Genomic DNA, 18,887 nt, shown 5'->3' on the forward strand with positions numbered 1-18,887 from the left:
CTGTCCGGTCAGCCCGCGGCCTTCGCCCCATCCTCGTCCGAACGCCAGCTTTCCATGCGCCGGTAGATGGTGGACGGGCTGACATCGAGAGCCGCCGCGGCCCGCGGAATGGAACCGTTGCAGGCCTCGATGGCGTTCTCGATCGCGGTGCGTATCACGTCCTCCAGCGGACGGATGGCCCCGGACTCGCTTGCCTCCGGCATCAGCTTCGCTTTCGCGAGGATTTCTGCGAGCGGCCGCGTCAGTTCGGGACCGTCCGGCTGGCGCACGCTGCCCAGCATGTCGAAGGGCAGCATGTCGGCCGTCACCGTGTCGCCGTCGTTGAGCACGACCACCGAGCGGATGACGTTCTGAAGCTGGCGGACATTGCCCGGCCAGTCATGGGACAGCAGGATGGCCGCCGCGTCGGCGGAAAAATCCCTGAACGCCTTGCCGTCCTCCTCCGAGAAGCGCCGCAGGAAGGCCCGGGCGATCTCCACGATATCCTCGTCGCGTTCGCGCAGGGGCGGCAATTCCACCGGAATGACGTGCAGCCGGTAGAAGAGATCCTCTCGGAACCGGCCGGCCCTGACCTCCTCGACCGGGTTCCGGTTCGTGGCGCAGACAACCCGCACGTCGCTGACCCGCACCTTGTCCTCGCCCAGCCTTTGCACCTGCCGGCTTTGCAGGAAGCGAAGCAGCTTTGCCTGAAGGCCGAGGTCCATCTCGCAGATCTCGTCAAGGAAAAGCGTTCCGCCATCGGCCGAAAGCGCGGCGCCCTGGCGATCACCCGTGGCGCCCGAGTAGGCGCCTTTCACATGCCCGAAAATCTCGCTTTCCAGCAGATCCCTCGGGATGGCGGCCGCATTGAGCGTCACGAACGGTCCCTTGGCACGGCTGGACAGCCGGTGCAGCGCGTCGGCGCAGACTTCCTTGCCTGTCCCGCTTTCGCCGGTGATGAAGACGGTAGCGTTGGATGGAGCGGCCCGCCTGAGCACGCGATAGACGGCCTGCATGGCCATCGAATTGCCGATGAACCCAGCAAGGCCGGTTTCGTCGCCCGCCGCCGGTTCGCTCGGGCGTGGAGCGGGCGCGGCCTGTGTCCGCGCCGAGATGGCATTGGCGACTGTCTTGTTGAGGCGCTCGGCATTGAAGGGCTTGACGATGAAGTCATAGGCGCCCAGCCGCATCACATCCACGGCCGTCTTGATAGATGCATTGGCGGTGATGACCACAACCGGGCTCTTGACGCCGGCTTCCTGGAGCCTGCCCATGATGTCGATGCCGCTCATGTCGGGAAGGTTCACGTCGAGGACGATGCAACCATAGTCATTCTCCCCGATTTTCGTCAGGGCTTCCGCACCTGTTCCGGCGATGTCGCAAGGACCGCCAAGATGACGCATGAAACCGCGATAGGTTTCGGCGAGCGCCATGCTGTCTTCCACAACGAGTATTCCGGGATGCTCCATCGACTGGCCCCTTGTTTCCTGATCCGCACGCCCGGGATATACGCTGTTCACATTAACTCTTTTCTAAATGCATGCATGTCGGGGACTTGGCGTCATGCTGCCACGTCATCCTGGTTAACGTTTTGCCTATCCAGATGCGCACGCAGGGCGCGCACACCCGCGCGCGCGGCAACCGCCACCCGGGCGACCGCCCCGGAATCCGGAATGTCGCCGGTTTCGGTTTCCAGGGCCCGGGCAAGACCCGCCGCATTCCGGATCGCGAACTGGCCCAGCAGTCCGGCAAGCTTGTGCGCCGCCTTGCGCGCCGCCGCCCCGTCGGCCCTCGTTGAGGCATCCTCCAGTTGACACAGGGATGCCTCGATCTCGGTCTCGATCTGGTTGACGAGCACCTGCATGGTCATCTCCCCGACGTCCTCGCGCATGGTCTGCAGGAACACGGCATCGAGCGCGTCTTCGTCGCTGAAGGGCGCGGCATGTGGCGCCGGACCGTTTTGCACTACCGCCTGGGCCTCCCCATCGAACAGGGGCGCCAGCGCGCTTTCGATGTCGCGCATCCGCACGGGCTTGCTGACATAGGCGTCGAAGCCTGCCCGGAGCAGCCTCTCCCGGTCGCGCGGGAAACTCTGCGCGGTCAGCGCGGCAAACATGGCGCTTCCGCTTGCCCCCTCGCGCTTCATCGCCTTCATCGCCGACGGGCCATCCATGCCGGGCATCTGGACATCGAGGACGACGAGATCGTAGGCATTCACGCGCGCCAGTTCCACGGCTTCCTCGCCGCTTCCAGCCGTTTCCACCTGCGCCCCGAACCGCGTGAACATGGTCTGGGCGACAAGCAGGCTCGCAGCAGTGTCGTCGACGACGAGGACCTGCTTGCCCCGCAGGTCGAGCCTGGGCTCGCCGGGATTCGGAATCCCTCCGGCTTCGGCCGTTTCACCCACTGCCAGTTCGATGTCAAAGGCAAATACGGCCCCCTCGCCGGGTGTGCTGTCGACCACGATGCGGCCGCCCATCAGCCTGACGAGCCTGTCGGAAATGGCGAGTCCGAGCCCGCTGGAACCCTCATGCGCATTGCGGCTGTTCTCGCCCTGCTCGAAAGGCTGGAAGAGCCGCGTGCGAAGTGTTTCGGAAATGCCTTCGCCATTGTCCGAGACCGCGAAGCGGACGAGACCGTTGCCATTGCGGTGTCCGGCGCAATCGAGAACGATGACCACATCGCCGTTGCGCGTGAACTTGTTGGCATTGCCGACCAGGTTCATGAGCACCTGACGGATGCGTCCCCGGTCGCCGATCATCGTTTCCGGCATGTCCGGATTGATGCTGACCGACATCCGGTTCCGGTTCCGGGCGGCCAGCACCGCAGTCACCTCCATGACCTCGCGCACCAATTCGGCCGGGGAGAAGGCCACCGGCTCAAGCCGCAGCTTGCCTGCTTCCAGCCGCGAGAGATCGAGGATGTCGTTGATCAGGGCGAGCAGTCCTTCGGAAGCCTTCAGCACCGTGGCGATCTGCTTGCGCTTGCCCAGATCGGTCTCTTCCCTTTCCATCACGTCCGAAAGACCGATGATGGCATTGAGCGGCGTGCGGATGTCATGGCTCATCATCGCCAGGAAGTCGGATTTCGCCTGGGACGCGGTCGTCGCCTTGCGGGCCAGCAGCCGCATCTGCTCGGCCTGTTTTTCGGAACGTTCGCGCGCCTCCTCCAGGTTCTCCCGCGCCAGGTTGGCGCTCACGAGGAGCAGACGCGCGCGCCGCTCGCCATGGATGAGATAGCCCAGCATGAGGGCCAGCAGGATCGCCGCCGCGGTGCCGAAGCGCGATAGCTGCTGTTGCAGCAATTCATGGTTCTTCGCCAGTTCCTGCCGCTCGGCGCGATCGCTTTTCAGACTGGTCATGGCCAGCTTGCGCAGGGTGGCCCGATGCGGCGCCAGCAGGTCCCTCATGCGGGCCGCGGCATCCGCGTCTCCCGCGCTGGCCGCCGGCAGCAGCCTGTCGGCCGCTTCCAGGTCCGCGGCAAAGGCATTGAAGGCTTCGGACAGCACTGCGTCTTCGCGCAGCGCTTGTGCAAGGACACCGCTCTCGTAAAGCGACGCGCGGCTCATCAGCAGGTCGAACTGGACATTGAGCGGCAAGGGGTCGACCGGTTTCAGGCCCGCCGCCCGGGGTGCCAGCTTGGCCAGCGTTCGCGCAAGTTCCACTTCGCTCTGGGCAGCAGCCCAGATCGTGTTTTCCGGGATCCGGTAGGTTATGCGTTGCTGGACATCGTTCAGCGCAAGATAGGCATTGGCCGTCGAAGCCAGCAGCAATGCAAGGCATCCGAGGACCAGATAACGGGCGACCGTGAGCGGCCCTGGCCTGCGCAAACTCATCGGAACTCCAGCGAACTGACCTGCCAGACCCACTTGAAATTGTGCTGCTCGTCCTCGAACTCGGGAAAATCGTCGCGCGGATAGACGACCCAGAACGGGCCCTTGTCGCGAATCGCCATGCGTTCGCCGTTCATCCGCGTCGCCAGCAGGACCGGGTAAGCCATGATTTCCGTCAGATCGATGTCGGCCTCATAGCCGTTGATAGCGGCCACGGCGACGACCCCCGTTTCGATCCCCTGTGCCCGCGCGATGTCTGATAGCAGGACGCCCTCGAAAAAGTGCGGCCCGTCGGTCCACGACGTGGTCGTTTCAAAGCCGTGTGTTCCAAGGCTTTCGAGATCCTCGACCGTATAAACCGCCTGCTTGCCCCCGGCTGTGACCGTGAGCGTCATGTCCGTGGCCCAGGCCTGCGCCGCCGCACCCACGAACGCGAAAAACATGACAAGGATCCGCACCATCCCGACGCCCCTTCTTCGATGAACACGCGCCCCTTCTAGCGCAATCCATAAAACAGGGTGTTGTTTGAAATGATAAAAATCAAGAATTCGAATAAAGAAAAGCAGCCATGCATTTTCAAATGCATGGCTGCCTTGCTTGCCGCTGACCGTGAATCAGGCCGGGCCGGGCTACCCCTATTTCACTTCGCTGGCCGGGCATCTTGCCGGTCAGCGGTTCCGGGAATGGGGACATCTTGTCGGCGTCCGCGTCTGTCAGATTCTCCCGAACTGGCTTTCGGGCATGACGCGGATTGCGAACTTCCACCGACCGTCAGGCAGCGCGGCAATCACGGCACAAGCCGTGGATTTCCACGACGGATTTCGCAGGCTGGAACCCGGCGGCGCCGGCGATGGCGCGCAGGCGCGCCGTCAGGTCCTCGTCGCTGATCTCGGCCACATGGCCGCACCTGTCGCATATGGCAAAGGCGATGGTCTCATGGCTGTCGCAACCGGGATGCCGGCAGGCAACGAAGGCGTTCAGGCTTTCAAGACGGTGCACCATGCCCAGATCGACCAGCTTTTCCAGCGCCCGGTACACCTGGAGCGGTGCACGGAACCCCGATTCGCGCAGCATGTCGAGAATGGCATAGGCGCTGAGCGGGCCTTCCGCCCCGGACAATGTCTCCAGGACCAGCGCCTGGTTGCGCGTCAGGCCCTCGGTCGCATGGTGGCCAAGGTGGTTGTGGTGATGGTCAGCCATGGCTCTTCCCTTCACGAACGGGTCGGGCCGATGGCCCGCGCAGCGGCATCAGCGACACCAGGAACAGGCCGAGCGCCGCCACCACGATGGAGGGGCCGGAGGGCGTGTCCCATTGCAACGAACCGAAGAGACCGCCGAGCACCGCGGCCACGCCGATCGCCGAGGCCAGGACCGCCATCTGTTCCGGACCGGAAGCAAGACGCCGCGCCGCCGCCGCCGGGATGATCAGCATGGCGGTGATCAGCAGCACCCCGACGATCTTCATGGCAATGGCGATGACGCCCGCCATGAGCAGCATGAAGACGATGTTGGCCCGGTCCGGCCGCATTCCTTCCGCCTCGGCGATCTCGGGATTGACCGTCGCGGCGAAAAGCGGCCGCCAGACGGCGGCAAGCAGGGCGAGAACGATCGCCCCGCCACCCCATATCAGCGCCAGGTCGGACCTCGAGACTGCCAGGATGTCGCCGAAAAGCAGGCCCATGAGATCCACCCGGACCCAGGTCATGAAGGCGAGCACGACGAGGCCCAGCGCCAGGGCGGAGTGCGACAGCAGGCCCAGCAGCGCATCGGCTGAAAGGCTTGCCCGGCGCTGCAGCACCAGGAGCGCGAGCGAGATGAGCGCCGACACGGCGAATACCGCGAGCGTCAGGTCGACCTGGAGCATCAGCCCGAGCGCCACGCCGAGAAGCGCGCCATGGGAAAGCGTGTCGCCGAAATAGGCCATGCGCCGCCAGACGATGAAGCAGCCGAGCGGGCCGGCGACCAGCGCAACACCGGTGCCTGCCAGCAGCGCGCGGATGAAGAAATCGTCGAGCATTTCAGGTCCTTCCGCTCTCGCCCGGACGATCCTGGTGCCCGCTTTCGCCGCGCCCGACATGATGATCGTGATGCACGTGGTGATGATGGCCGTCGTCAGGGTGGCAATGGTCGGTGACCGTGCCATCGGCATGGCGAACCCGGCCGTCCGGCAGATGCGTGTGGTCGTGCCGGTGCCTGTAAATGGCCAGCGCCGGCGCGGCCTGGGCGCCGAACAGCTTGCGGTAGGCTTCGCTCTCGGCAACCGCCGTCGGCGTGCCCGAGCAGCAGACATGGCCGTTCAGGCACAGCACGCGGTCCGTGGCTGCCATCACCACGTGAAGGTCGTGCGAGATCAGCAGCACGCCGCACCCCAGATCGTCGCGAATGCGCCCGATCAGTTCGTAAAGCGCGATCTCTCCGGTGAAGTCGACGCCCTGCACCGGTTCGTCGAGAACCAGCAGGTCCGGCCTGCGGGCAATGGCGCGGGCCAGCAGAACCCGCTGGAATTCGCCGCCGGAAAGCGTGCGCAGTTCCGCATCCTTCAGATGCGCAACGCCCGTGGACTGCATGGCCCGCGCAGCCTCCGCCGCGCTCACCCTGCCCGTCAGGCGCATGAAACGGCTGGCGGTCAGCGGCAGCGTCCAGTCCACCGCCACCTTCTGAGGCACATAGGAAACGACAAGTCCGGCCCGGCGCGCGGCCTGCCCCTCGTCGGGTCGCAGGATGCCGAGCGCCATCTTCGCGGTCGTCGATTTCCCGGAACCGTTGGGCCCGACAAGCGTCACGATTTCGCCGGCGGCGACAGTCAGGTCGACACCACGCACCAGCCACCGGCCGGACCGGAAAATGCCGGCCTGTTCAAGCGAGACGAGTGGAGAAGTGTGCACGGATTGAGACATCATGGCCTGTGGTCGAGTCTTGGCACGCGAGCGCGACATGAGCCGCTTGCAGCGATCTATCGCATACGTTATACAATTACACAACGGTGTAACAAAATAACATTACATCGGTCGGATCGTCATTCGCACAGGGGATTCTCCATGCATCGTCTCGCCAAGCTACTTCTTGCCTCGGGGATCATTCTCGGGTCGGCCGCAAGTGCCAACGCGCAGGTCAAGGTCGTCACCACCATCAAGCCGGTCCATTCACTAGTCGCAGCCGTCATGGAAGGTGTCGGCGAGCCCGCCCTCATGATCGAGGGCGCCGGTTCGCCGCACAACTACGCCCTCAAGCCATCCCAGGCCCGGATGCTGGAAACGGCCGACGTCGTCTTCTGGGTTGGCCCCAACCTTGAGACTTTCCTGGAAAAGCCCCTCCAAACCATTGCCACCAGCGCCACGGCCGTCGAACTCTTCGACGCCGGCGGGCTTGTCCGCCTGCCCTATCGAGAAGGCGCGACCTTCGAGGAACACGGGCATCATGCACATGATGACGGGCATGAAGGCCATGAAGAAGGCGGGCATGGAGAAGAACACGGGCACGATGAAGCCCATGACCACGGGAAGAAAGAGGCGCATGACCACGGCGAAGCAGGCTACGATTCCCATGTCTGGCTTGACCCGGTCAACGCCAAGGCCATGGTTTACGAGATCGCCACGCGCCTTTCCGCGGCCGATCCCGGCAATGCCGCCACCTACGAGGCCAATGCCGAGCGCACGCTCAAACGCATCGACACGCTGATCGCCGAGGTCAAGGCCATGATCGCGCCTGTCCGGGACAAACCCTTCGTCGTCTTCCACGATGCCTACCGGTATTTCGAGAACCGCTTCGGCCTTCAGGCCGCCGGCTCGATCACCCTGTCGCCCGAGCATGCACCCGGCGCCGAACGCATCGCGGAAATCCGTGATCGCATCGCCGGAATGTCGGCGGTCTGCGTTTTTTCCGAACCGCAATTCGAACCGAAACTGGTTGAAACGGTTATCGAAGGAACAGAGGCCCGCAACGGCGTGATCGATCCGCTCGGCGCGGACCTTCCCGCCGGTCCCGATCTCTATTTCACCGTGATCGGCGAGATGGCGAAATCGCTGCACACCTGCCTCTCGGGCGAAGGCTGACCGCCCGCGAGTAACGTTCAAGGAAGGAAACAGCATGGATTTTCTGCCAGCCGCGCTTCATGACACGATGGCCATGCCTGCCGGCACGGCCTTCACGCGGCTGGTCATGGCAGGTGCGCTCGGCGCGGTCATCGGACTCGACCGGGAAGCGGGCGATCACGCAGCCGGGCTGCGCACCCATATCCTCGTCTCCCTTGCGGCCTGCCTTTTCACGCTGATCGCCTTTGAACTGTTCGAACGGTTCAGCAGCGATGGCGGGCAGACCGATCCGATCCGCGTGATCGAGGCGGTGACCGCCGGCGTGGCCTTCCTTGCCGCCGGCTCGATCATTCATGCGCGGGGCAGCGTGCGCGGCCTCACGACGGGCGCGGGCATGTGGCTTGCCGGCGCCGTCGGCCTTGCCGTTGGCGCCGGGCTCTACCTGATCGCCATCGTGGCGACTGTCCTGGCGCTCATCATCCTGTTCATCATGAAACGGCTTGAGCCCTGAGGCAAAGCCCCCTGCCGGCCTTATTCGAAGACGATGGCCGGTCCCTTGGGCGCGCCCTGCCGGGCGACGAGCGCGTCGCGCACGCGTGCAGCGATCTCGCGATAGATCGTCGCATGCGGCCCGTCCGGAGAAGAGACGACAACCGGGGTTCCCGCATCGGACGTCTCGCGGATCGCCATTTCCAGCGGCACCTCGCCCAGGAAGGGAACGCCGATGCGCGCCGCTTCGTCCCGTGCACCGCCATGGCCGAAAATGTCGTGCCGTTCGCCGCACTTGGTGCAGATGAAGTAGCTCATGTTCTCCACCAGGCCGAGCACCGGGACATCGACGCGGTTGAACATGTTCAACCCCTTGCGGGCATCGATGAGCGCGAGGTCCTGCGGCGTCGAGACGATCACGGCACCGGCCAGCGGCACGGACTGCGCCATGGTCAGCTGCGCGTCGCCCGTGCCGGGCGGCATGTCGACCACCAGCACGTCGAGCTCGCCCCATTCCACTTCATTGAGCATCTGCTTGAGCGCGGACATCACCATGGGCCCGCGCCAGATCACCGGCGTGTCCTCGTCGACCATGAAGCCCATGGACATGACCTTCACGCCATAGCGCTCCATCGGCTTGAGCTTCTTTTCCGATGCCAGTTCCGGATTGCCCGACAGCTTCAGCAGGCGCGGCATGGACGGCCCGTAGATGTCGGCATCGAGAATGCCGACCTTCAGGCCGAGACCCTTCAGCCCCAGCGCCAGGTTGACCGTGGTCGTCGACTTCCCGACGCCGCCCTTGCCCGATGCCACGGCGATGATCGCCGCGATCCCCGGAATGCCGGCGGGCTTGGGCGGCTGGGCCTGCTTCGGGGGCTGGCTGGGCGCCTGCGGCTCCGGCGGCATTTTCGGCGGTTGCGACGGTGCCGCGCCCGGCTTGCGTTCCGCGGTCAGCACGGCCATCGCCGAGGTGATCCCGTCGACCTGCATCGCCGCCGTCTCGGCCGCCGCGCGCAAGGGCTCCAGCTTCTCCGCCAGGTCCGCCGGAACCGAAATGGAAAAGAAGGCCTTGCCGTCGATGATGACGACCTGCGAGGTCATGCCCAGATCGACGATATTCCCCGTACCGTCCGGGCCTGCCACGCGCTTGAGTTGTTCGACGACTTGCGATTTGAGATCGGACACGGCCTTCACCACTGTTCGGTTCCACTGCCTCGGACATAGGTCATATGATCCGCTTTGCCAATGGGGCGAAGCGGTGAAACGGATACACGTAATGGAAGAGATTTCTAAAGGATAAGTCCCGTTCCTCAAGCGCCCTGACAGGCCTGCAGCCCGGCTTTCAGCGCCGCCGCGCCTTCCGCGATCTCCGCCTCGCTTGGAGAATAGCCCGCGGCCAGGATGCGCCGCGCCAGCATGTGATCGCCCGGCCGGTTGACGCTGTCGACCGCGATCAGCCTGCTTCCCGCGAAATGGTAGACGGAAAAGGCATCGCTGTCCGTATCGCCGGCAACGACCCGGCGGTCGGCCCCGATGGAAATGCCCGCCATCTGAAGTTTGCGCTCGCCCTGGTCCGACCAGAACCACGCCACCGCCTCGTAGGGCTCGTTCGCGCCGAGCATGGTCCGGGCGGCATGGCGGGCCTGGTCGGTGGCGTTCTGGACCGATTCCAGCCGCAGCCGCCGGCCGCTCGCCACATGCGGGAAGGAAACGCAATCGCCGATGGCGAAGATGGCCGGATCGGATGTGGCGAGACGCGCGTCGACGGCAATGCCGTTGTCGGTGTCCAGCCCCGCCGCGACCGCCAGTCCGGTCTCGGGAACGGCACCGATCCCCACGATCACCATGTCGGCGGCAACGATGTGTCCTTCACCCACCTGCACGCCCGTCACGGTGCTGCCCTTCGTCTCGATGGAACCGAGCGCCGTTCCGGTCAGGACCGTGATGCCGAGGCTTTCGTGATAGGCCTTCATGTGCGCGGAAACTTCCGGGGAAACCGCGCGCCCCAGCAGGCGATCCGCCATTTCCACGACCGTCACCGCCTTGCCGGCCTGCGCGAAGGTGGCCGCCGCTTCCAGCCCGATGAACCCGCCGCCGATCACCGCGACATTGCGGGCCCCGGCCTTGGCGTCCCGCAGGGCGCGGGCGTCGTTGGCATTGCGCAGATAGAACACGCCGCGCGCGTCATGGCCCGGACAGGTCAGCCGCCGCGGGCCCGCGCCAGTGGCCAGCAGCAGTTTCGAATAGGCGAGCACCTGTCCGTCATCCAGCGTGAGCGTCGCCGATTCGCGGTCGATGGACATGGCCGTGCGGCCGAGTTTCAGTTCGACCCCGTTGTCGCTGTAGAACCCCTCGCCCTTGAGCAGTTGCAGCCCCGCATCGGGCGTCTTCAGGAAGGCCTTGGACAGTGGCGGTTTGTGATAGGGCATGTCCGCGTCCTGCGAAACCATGACGAGTTCGCCCTTCCAGCCTTCCTGGCGCAGGCTCGCGGCCGCCTGGACGCCGCCATGACCCGCGCCGACGATGATGATCCGATCCGTCACGCTGACCTCTCCTTCAAGCTGGGACGCGCCTGTTTCGCTCACGGCTTTTGGAACGTCCGCGCGCCCTTGGCAAGGCCATGCTATCCGCGCCCGATGCCGGCCAGGATCTCCGCCCGGTTGCCGTCGCGGGCCGGAGACGGACGCAACGCGGTTGCCGGAGCACCGTCGAACCTTGGTGCCGCCATTGCCTGCAGCACGCCGTCAGGCGCCTGCCAGACCCCGCGCGCGGCCATGTGCGGATCGTCTCGCGCGTCTTCCGGCGCGTGAACCGGTCCCGCGCAGGCATCCGATCCGGCGAAGACCTCCGTCCATTCCGCCTTCGTGCGGCTTGCGAAAAGGGCCTCCATGCGCGTGTTCAGATCCGGCCAGCGGCGCTGGTCGAACTGGTGCCGGAAGTCCGGATCCTCCGAAAGCCCGAGTTTTTCCAGCAGGATGCCGTAGAATTTCGGCTCCAGGCTCTGCACCGAGAAGAAGCCGCCATCACTTGTCCGGTAGGTCCGGCTCCAGTGCGGCCCGTCCAGCAGGCTGCGCCCGCGTTCCTTCGCCAGTCCCCCCGCCTGTTTCAGCGACATGAGCAGGTTCATCATGTGCGCGGTGCCGTCGACGATGGCGGCGTCGACCACCGTGCCCTTCCCGGTCGAACGCGCATTGAGAATGCCGGACAGGATGCCGATGGCCAGGTAGAGTGCACCGCCACCGATGTCGCCCACGACGGTCGGCGGCAGGATCGGGCATTGTCCGGCCGGGGAAGCATACCATGCCGCGCCCGACAGCGAGGCGTAGTTCAGGTCGTGGCCGGCCTCAAGGGCGCGCGGACCGTCCTGGCCCCAGCCGGTCATGCGGCCATAGACCAGCGGCGGACGCACGGCGTGGCATTCGGCGGGCCCAAGGCCGAGCCGTTCCATGACGCCTGGCCGGAACCCCTCGATCAGCCCGTCGGCTGTCTTCACGAGATCAAGGAAGACCGCCTTGTCGTCGTCCTTCTTCAGGTCGAGCGCGATGGAGCGCTTGCCGCGGTCGAGCAGGTTTTCGGTTGGCGCACCGGGTGCGGTCGAGCCGTCGGGGCGATGCACGACGATGACGTCGGCGCCCAGATCGGCCAGCAACATGCCGCAGAACGGCCCCGGCCCAAGCCCCTCGACCTCAAGTATCCTGACACCCTGCAGCATTCCCGTCCTCCGCTCCGCATTGCCGGCGCAAGGAAAGACCGCCCGGCCTTGCCCGTCAACTCGGGCAGGACTAGTTTCCGCGCCGGAGAGACAGCAGGAGGGTCGCAATCCATGTTCGACGGCTTTCGCCAGGGCCGGCACGAGACCGGCATGGCCAATATCGCCTATGTCACCGGAGGCGACGGCCCGCCCGTGCTCCTGCTGCATGGTTTCCCGCAGACGAAGGCCATGTGGGCGAGGATTGCCCCGCAACTGGCGCAGACGCACACCGTCGTCGCTGCCGACCTGCGCGGCTACGGCGATTCGTCGAAGCCGGTGAACGGGCCCGACTGCGGCAATTACTGTTTCCGTGCCATGGCCGACGACATGGTCTCGCTCATGCTCTCGCTCGGCCATGAGACGTTTCACCTGGTCGGCCACGACCGAGGCGGGCGCACGGCCCACAGGCTGGCGCTCGACCATCCGGCGCGGGTGGGAACGCTCACCGTCATGGACATCATTCCCACCCGGACGGTCTTTGCCGAAGGCGGTCCGAAGACCGCCCATGCCTATTATCACTGGTATTTCCTGGCACAGCCGCACCCTTTCCCCGAAACGATGATCGGCCACGACCCCGATCTCTTCTTCGAGAATTGCCTGTCGGGCTGGGGCCCGGACGGCCTCACCGCGTTCGACGGTGAACAGCTTGCCGAATACCGGCGCTGCTGGCGCGATCCGGACGCCATCCGCGCCATGTGCGCCGATTATCGTGCCGCGTGGCTGGTCGACTGGCCGATGGACGAAAGCGGCCGCGACAGCCGCATCGCCTGCCCGGTCCATGTACTCTATGGGGCCGAAGGGCTGATGGCGAAACAGTTCGACGTGCCGGCCGAATGGCGCCGCTGCTGCGACGAGGTTACCGGCCAGGCCATGCCCGGCGGACACTTCTTCCCGGACACCGCACCCGATGCGACCGCCACCGCAATCATCGAATTCCTGTCCCGCTGAACGTCACCCGATGGCCTGGAAAAGCAGGCGAATCGCGATCAGCGTCAGCACCGCCAGGATGATCTTGTCGAAGGTATCGCGCGAGATGTGGCGCGCCAGCCAGGCGCCCACCGGCATGCCCGCGAAGATCGGCAGGATCGCCGCCGCGCTCAGCAGGAAGCGATGCGCGTCCATGATGCCATAGGCAAACAGCATCGGGATCTGGACCAGTCCCATCATGACGAAGAACACGGTGACCGTGGCGACGAAGGTGACGCGTTCCAGCTTCATGGCGTTGAGGAAGCTGAGCGAAACCGGCGCGGAAAGCCCGGACGCGCCGAACAGGATGCCGCCGAGCGTGCCGAAGAAGGGCGCGAGTTTCTCGGCCAGGGGGTACAGCAACACCCAGCCCGGACGCGCCAGCCGGAAGCCGACATAGACGAACACAGCCAGCGCGACGACGAGCGTCAGCGCGGTGCCGGGCAGGTTGGCCAGCAGGACCGTGCCGATGAAGGTGCCAAGCGCCCCGCCGCCGGCAAAGGAGATCATGAAACGCGGCGGCAATTGCTGCTTGCGATAGGTCCACGCCTGCCAGACATTGGCCAGCAGGTTCGGCACCGCGAAAATGGCGACGGCGACCGGGACATTGAAATAGATCGCCATGATGGGCACGGCGAGAATCGGCGCGCCCGCCCCCGTGGCTCCCTTGAGCAGCCCGCCGAGGGCCAGTCCGACAATGGCGAGAATGACACCGGTCATGCCATGGCTATCGGCCAGACCGGCGTCGAAAGCAAGCTGCATCCCGCGTGAATCAGTTATTCAGGCAGCCGCTGCAACCGCCTGAAACCGTTTGCTCTTCAACCCGCAGCCGCCAGCAGCGAGGCGTTGCCGCCCGCCGCCGTCGTGTCCACGCACAGCGCGCGTTCATGCACATAGGCCGAAGGCGCCAGCCGTTCGTCGATCAGCCGCACGATGGCGCCCTTGCGCGCAGCCAGTGCCTTGCGCGCCCGCCGCAGGTCGTCCTCGCCGGCATGCAGCGCGACCGCGTCCAGCTTCGCCTCGCGCAGCAGCCCTTCCTCGGCCACGCCATCGGCCACGGCCAGCGGCAGGCCCTGGCCCGTCAGCGGCTTCAGCGCCTCGACCGCGCCCGGCGCAATCGCCACCACGGCATTGCCGAAGGCGAGTGCCTGGACAACCTGGTCGAGCAGCACCTCCGCGGATGGTCCGAGGCATAGCACCAGTCCGCGTGCGGCGAGCGCCAGGCTGTTGCCCTCGCCCGTCGGCCCGGGAAGGTCCACCGGCCCCTGGTCCACGCCCGCGGCGGCGGCAACCGCCGGACCGGCCCGGCCGCGCAGGACCTTGCGCAGATGCGTGATGCGGTCGCTCCGCCCGGCCCATTGCAGCGCGGCTTCGGCATCGGGCATGGGCAGGGTGGAAATCGTCTCTCCAGCCAGTGTCCCGAAATTGCCATCGGCCAGAACCTTGCGGAACCGGCGCAGGTAAAGCGGTCCCCCGGCCTTCGGACCGGTTCCCGACAGGCCCTCGCCGCCAAACGGCTGGGAGCCGACAATGGCGCCGATCTGGTTGCGGTTGACATAGACATTGCCGGCATGGATGCGGTCGACCACATGCTGCACCCGGTCGTCGATGCGCGTATGCAGGCCGAAGGTCAGGCCGTAGCCCTTGGCGTTGATCGCCGCGATCACGCTGTCCAGGTGCTCGGCCCTGAAGGTCGCCAAGTGCAGCACGGGTCCGAAGATCTCGCGTTCCATCTCCTCGATCCCACGCACCCTGAGGATGTGCGGCGCCACGAAGAGGCCTTCGTCCGGCACGTCAAGTTTCGCCACGAGGCGGCCCTCGCCGGCCTTTTCCTCGCAATAGGCGGCGATGGCGGACCGCGCCTCCTCGTCGATCACCGGGCCGACATCGGTGGCGATATCGGCGGGATCGCCGACGCTGAGCGCTTCCATCGCCCCCGTCAGCATGGCCGTCACCTTGTCAGCCACGTCTTCCTGGACGTAGAGCACGCGCAGCGCCGAGCAGCGCTGGCCGGCGCTCTGGAAAGCCGATGCCACGGCGTCGCGCACCGCCTGTTCCGGCAGCGCCGTGGAATCGACGATCATGGCGTTCAGCCCGCCCGTCTCCGCGATCAGCATGGCATCCGCCGCACCCGTTTCGGCCAGTTGCCGCTCGATGATCCGCGCCACCTCGGTGGAACCGGTGAAGCAGACGCCGTTAAGACCCGGCAAGGCGGTCAGCGTGGCGCCAACCGTCTCGCCGTCGCCGGGCAGCAATTGCAGCACCGCGTCGGGCACGCCTGCCTGGTGGAGGATTTCCACCGCGCGCGCGGCGATCAGCGGCGTCTGCTCGGCCGGCTTGGCAAGCACGGCATTGCCGGTGACGAGCGCGGCGGCCACCTGCCCGGTGAAGATCGCCAGAGGGAAGTTCCACGGCGAGATGCAGGCAATGACGCCGCGTGCTTGCGAACCGCCCTCCGCCTTCACGGCCTCCGCCGCATAGTAGTGCAGGAAGTCCACCGCCTCGCGCACTTCGGCAATCGCGTCGGCGAGTGTCTTTCCGGCCTCGCGCGCGCACAGCGCATAGAATTCCTCTGCATGCTTTTCATAGAGCCCGGCGGCGGCCGACAGGATGGCGGCGCGTTGGCGGGCGCCCAGCGCTTCCCATTCCCCTTGCGCGGCGCGCGCGGCTTCATGCGCGGCGATCACGTCCTGGGCGGTGGCGTCACGGCAATGGCCGACGACATCGGCCGGCACCGCCGGATTGCGCACCGCATGGCCTTCGCCCGATACCGGCCGGCCGGGCACGCCCGGTTTCGCCTCCCACTGGTGCGGCGCCATGAATGGCGCCCGCGCCGCTGCCATCCGCGCCAGGTCCAGCGGATCGGTGAAGTCGCGCCCGCGCGAATTGGCCCGGTCCGGGAGGAACACGTCGGCCGGACGCCGGATGGCGGGATTGGGTGCAGCGCCGGACGCCAGCACGGCTTCGACAGGATCGCGCGCAATCTCCTCCGGCGGCACGTCCTCGTCCACGATCTGGTGCACGAAGGAGGAATTGGCCCCGTTTTCCAGCAGCCGGCGCACGAGGTAGGCCAGAAGGTCGGAATGCTGGCCCACCGGCGCATAGATGCGGCAGCGCGTCCCCTCGCCCTTGCGGATGGCCTCGTGCAGCGTCTCGCCCATGCCATGCAGGCGCTGGAATTCGAAACAGTCCCTGTCCGGCGCCATGGCGAGAATGGCCGCGGCGGTATGCGCGTTATGCGTGGCGAATTGCGGATAGATGCGGTCCGTCATGGACAACAGCTTGCGCGCGCAGGCGAGATAGGAGACGTCCGTGTGCGTCTTGCGGGTAAAGACCGGATAGCCCGGCAGGCCCATCACCTGCGCCCGCTTGATCTCGCTGTCCCAGTAGGCGCCCTTGACGAGGCGCACCATGATGCGCCGGTCATGCTTTTCAGCCAGGGCGTGCAGCCAGTCGAGCACGAACGGCGCGCGCGGACCGTAGGCCTGCACTACCACGCCGAAACCGTCCCAGCCCTCAAGCCAGGGATCGGCCAGGACGCGTTCGATCACGTCGAGCGAAATGTCCAGCCGGTCGGCCTCTTCCGCGTCGATGTTGAGCCCCATGCGGGCGTCCTTGGCCGCCTGGGCGAGCGTCAGCAGCCGCGACGTCATCTCGGGCAGCATGGTCTCGCGCTTCACCGCCTCGTAGCGCGGATGCAGCGCGGAAAGCTTGACCGAAATGCCGGGATTGTGCCGGATGTCCGGCTTGTTCGACGATCGCGCCAGTTCCGCGATCGCCCGCGCATAGGCGTTGAAATAGCGCTCCGCATCCTCCGCCGTGCGTGCCGCCTCGCCCAGCATGTCGTAGGAATAGAGATAGCCCTTGGCGATGAGGTCGCGCCCGCGCTTCACCGCTTCGCCGATGGTGCGGCCGAGCACGAATTGGTCTCCCATCTCGCGCATGGCGGCACCGACGGCGCGCCGGATGACCGGTTCGCCGAGACGGCGCACGAGCGAAAGCAGCGTGCCCTCGATGCCGCGTTCCTCCTCGTCGTCCAGCACGCGGCCCGTCAGCATCAGCGCCCAGGTCGACGCATTGACCATGATGGAGGAGGAATGGCCCTGATGCGCCGACCAGTCATGCGGCGTGATCTTGTCGCGTATGAGATCGTCGACCGTTTCGGCGTCCGGCACACGCAACAGCGCTTCGGCCAGGCACATCAGCGCCACGCCTTCGCCGGTCGAAAGGCCGTATTCGCCGAGGAAGCTCTCCATCATCGTCGGCGCCGAGGAGGAACGCACCGTGCGGACAAGGCCGGCGGCGCGCGCCGAGATCGCCGCCCGGTCGCCGGACGAAAGGTCCGCCGTATCGATCAGCCGCAGGACGGTGGCGGTCTCTTCGGCGATCATGTTGTTGCGCATGTCCGCGCGGATGAGGTCGAGATCGGGCTGGGTCATCGCGGGTCTCCACATTCAGTTTCAACCAGCTTATCATGTCAGCACAGACCTTTCGGCTTGCCAAGGAACACCGTGTAGTCTAATCGACTATTTTAAAGCCATATATCAATTCATTTGAACTGGACATTGGATGACCACGGACCATCTGGACCGCATTGACCGGACCATACTGAAGATCCTCGCCCGCGACGGACGCATCTCCATGGCCGCGCTGGCCGAACAGGCAGGCCTGTCAAAGACGCCGGTGCAGGCCCGGGTGAAACGGCTGGAAAGCGAGGGCTACATTCGCGGCTATGTCGCGCTTGTCGATGCCGAGCGCATGGGCCATGGGCACATCGCCTTCGTGCAGGTCTCGCTGACCGATACCCGCAGCCACGCCCTCGACGCCTTCAACCGCGCCGTCCAGAACGTTGCCGAAATCGAGCAGTGCCACATGATCGCGGGCAGCTTCGATTACCTGCTCAAGGTGCGCACAACGGATATCGCGGCCTATCGAACCGTGCTGGGCGAGAAGATTTCATCCTTGCCGCACGTGTCGAAGACGTCCACCTTCGTCGCCATGGAGACGGTCAAGGAGCGGTGACTGCCTGACGCCGTCCGGACGCGCGAAGGGACTGCGCCATGACGCCGACCGATCTTGCCGCAGCGGCCCTTGGCGGTGCCATCGTCCATGTCCTCGTGCGCGCCATGGGCGCTCGGGCCCTTGCCGGACCGGGCGCTGCGGCCGTGCTGTCGGGCATTCCCGATGGCCATCCTGATGCAGCTTCCTTGCGCATTCTTGGCCTGCTGGACCACTGGGTCGGCCCCGGCGTGCCCATCCGCCGCTTTGTCGCCGTGACGGCGCTGGCCACGGCGGCCGGAATGGCCATCGCGCTCACCGCTTTCATCGCCGGCCTGCCGCCCCATTTCGCCGCGTTCGGCTCCGGTGGCGGCCTGTGGGCCTTTCTCAGCCGCTTCCTGGCCAGCCAGGCGATCGTCGCCTTCGTGGTCAATTACCTTGCCTATACGATGACCGGCCTTGCCGCGGAACGGATAGCCCGGGCGCCGCCGGCAAGGCTCGCCCTGTTCATTGTCGCCGATCTCGCGGCGCGGCTTGCGCTTTTCGCCGCCGTTTCCGCCGGCATCTATGCCGCCTACGCCCGGCTCGCGGGCAGTTTCGGCGGCTCGTGGCGCACGGCCATTGCCGTGGTGCCCGACACGATGGTGAGCGCGCTCCGGTTCAACAACCTGACCGGCGTGGTACTTTATGGCGTGCTGGCCTGCGGCTTCCCGCTTTTCCTGGCATTTGCCATGCGAACGGCGCCGGCCGGCATTGCCCCGAAACGAGCGGCGGCCCGCATGGCCGCCGCCTTCGCACTTGCCGCCTTCGTGCTTTCGCTGGCGGCGGCCGGCTGACCGCG

General features: G+C 66.0%; 16 protein-coding genes. 5 read left to right on the plus strand and 11 right to left on the minus strand.

Annotated features, from left to right (window positions below; translation table 11 throughout):
- Positions 1-8: 8 nt before the first annotated feature.
- The 6 genes from ACLB6G_RS16690 to ACLB6G_RS16715 all read right to left on the minus strand — a co-directional run bounded on the left by ACLB6G_RS16690 (position 9) and on the right by ACLB6G_RS16715 (position 6,711).
- Complete coding sequence (locus ACLB6G_RS16690; protein ID WP_410357340.1) at positions 9-1,448, minus strand: sigma-54-dependent transcriptional regulator; 1,440 nt, start codon at positions 1,446-1,448, stop codon at positions 9-11.
- Between the two features lie 92 nt (positions 1,449-1,540).
- Positions 1,541-3,814, minus strand: coding sequence for an ATP-binding protein (locus tag ACLB6G_RS16695; protein ID WP_410357341.1), 2,274 nt, complete (start codon positions 3,812-3,814; stop codon positions 1,541-1,543).
- Complete coding sequence (locus ACLB6G_RS16700; RefSeq protein WP_410357342.1) at positions 3,811-4,254, minus strand: putative pterin-binding protein; 444 nt, start codon at positions 4,252-4,254, stop codon at positions 3,811-3,813. Before ACLB6G_RS16700 ends, ACLB6G_RS16695 begins: the two co-directional genes overlap by 4 nt.
- A gap of 328 nt (positions 4,255-4,582) precedes the next feature.
- Positions 4,583-5,011: a Fur family transcriptional regulator gene (locus ACLB6G_RS16705; protein ID WP_410357343.1), complete on the minus strand. Its 429-nt coding sequence runs from the start codon at positions 5,009-5,011 to the stop codon at positions 4,583-4,585.
- Positions 5,004-5,828: a metal ABC transporter permease gene (locus tag ACLB6G_RS16710; protein ID WP_410357447.1), complete on the minus strand. Its 825-nt coding sequence runs from the start codon at positions 5,826-5,828 to the stop codon at positions 5,004-5,006. Before ACLB6G_RS16710 ends, ACLB6G_RS16705 begins: the two co-directional genes overlap by 8 nt.
- A 1-nt stretch (position 5,829) precedes the next feature.
- Positions 5,830-6,711, minus strand: a complete 882-nt coding sequence (locus ACLB6G_RS16715) for an ATP-binding cassette domain-containing protein (RefSeq protein WP_410357344.1) — start codon at positions 6,709-6,711, stop codon at positions 5,830-5,832.
- 138 nt (positions 6,712-6,849) lie between these two features.
- Here ACLB6G_RS16715 and ACLB6G_RS16720 point away from each other — a divergent pair, with 138 nt between their 5' ends.
- Positions 6,850-7,863 carry a zinc ABC transporter substrate-binding protein gene (locus ACLB6G_RS16720; RefSeq protein WP_410357345.1) on the plus strand — a complete coding sequence of 338 codons (1,014 nt, stop codon included), beginning with the start codon at positions 6,850-6,852 and terminating at the stop codon, positions 7,861-7,863.
- Between the two features lie 34 nt (positions 7,864-7,897).
- Entirely contained in the window at positions 7,898-8,353 is a 456-nt protein-coding gene (locus tag ACLB6G_RS16725; protein ID WP_410357346.1) for an MgtC/SapB family protein, read from the plus strand.
- A gap of 20 nt (positions 8,354-8,373) precedes the next feature.
- On the opposite strand, the gene ACLB6G_RS16730 is transcribed toward ACLB6G_RS16725, so the two are convergent.
- The 3 genes from ACLB6G_RS16730 to ACLB6G_RS16740 form a co-directional block, all read right to left on the minus strand.
- Positions 8,374-9,516 carry an Mrp/NBP35 family ATP-binding protein gene (locus ACLB6G_RS16730; protein WP_410357347.1) on the minus strand — a complete coding sequence of 381 codons (1,143 nt, stop codon included), beginning with the start codon at positions 9,514-9,516 and terminating at the stop codon, positions 8,374-8,376.
- A 125-nt stretch (positions 9,517-9,641) separates the two neighbouring features.
- Positions 9,642-10,874 carry an NAD(P)/FAD-dependent oxidoreductase gene (locus tag ACLB6G_RS16735; protein ID WP_410357348.1) on the minus strand — a complete coding sequence of 411 codons (1,233 nt, stop codon included), beginning with the start codon at positions 10,872-10,874 and terminating at the stop codon, positions 9,642-9,644.
- An 80-nt stretch (positions 10,875-10,954) separates the two neighbouring features.
- Entirely contained in the window at positions 10,955-12,043 is a 1,089-nt protein-coding gene (locus ACLB6G_RS16740; RefSeq protein WP_410357349.1) for a CaiB/BaiF CoA transferase family protein, read from the minus strand.
- Between the two features lie 111 nt (positions 12,044-12,154).
- Between ACLB6G_RS16740 and ACLB6G_RS16745 the strand changes: the two genes are divergently transcribed.
- Positions 12,155-13,030, plus strand: a complete 876-nt coding sequence (locus ACLB6G_RS16745) for an alpha/beta fold hydrolase (protein ID WP_410357350.1) — start codon at positions 12,155-12,157, stop codon at positions 13,028-13,030.
- Between the two features lie 3 nt (positions 13,031-13,033).
- Here the strand turns inward: ACLB6G_RS16745 and ACLB6G_RS16750 are convergent, their stop codons facing one another.
- Both ACLB6G_RS16750 and putA read right to left on the minus strand, forming a co-directional pair.
- Positions 13,034-13,810: a sulfite exporter TauE/SafE family protein gene (locus ACLB6G_RS16750; protein WP_410357351.1), complete on the minus strand. Its 777-nt coding sequence runs from the start codon at positions 13,808-13,810 to the stop codon at positions 13,034-13,036.
- 56 nt (positions 13,811-13,866) lie between these two features.
- Positions 13,867-17,487, minus strand: a complete 3,621-nt coding sequence (gene putA / locus ACLB6G_RS16755) for a bifunctional proline dehydrogenase/L-glutamate gamma-semialdehyde dehydrogenase PutA (protein ID WP_410357352.1) — start codon at positions 17,485-17,487, stop codon at positions 13,867-13,869.
- 130 nt (positions 17,488-17,617) lie between these two features.
- Between putA and ACLB6G_RS16760 the strand changes: the two genes are divergently transcribed.
- Both ACLB6G_RS16760 and ACLB6G_RS16765 read left to right on the plus strand, forming a co-directional pair.
- Complete coding sequence (locus ACLB6G_RS16760; protein ID WP_410357353.1) at positions 17,618-18,070, plus strand: Lrp/AsnC ligand binding domain-containing protein; 453 nt, start codon at positions 17,618-17,620, stop codon at positions 18,068-18,070.
- Between the two features lie 38 nt (positions 18,071-18,108).
- Positions 18,109-18,882 (plus strand): hypothetical protein, encoded by a 774-nt coding sequence (locus ACLB6G_RS16765; RefSeq protein ID WP_410357354.1) that lies wholly within the window; start codon positions 18,109-18,111, stop codon positions 18,880-18,882.
- Positions 18,883-18,887: the final 5 nt, after the last annotated feature.

Source organism: Zhengella sedimenti (genome assembly GCF_046506625.1).
Classification (GTDB): Bacteria; Pseudomonadota; Alphaproteobacteria; order Rhizobiales; family Rhizobiaceae; genus Zhengella; species Zhengella sedimenti.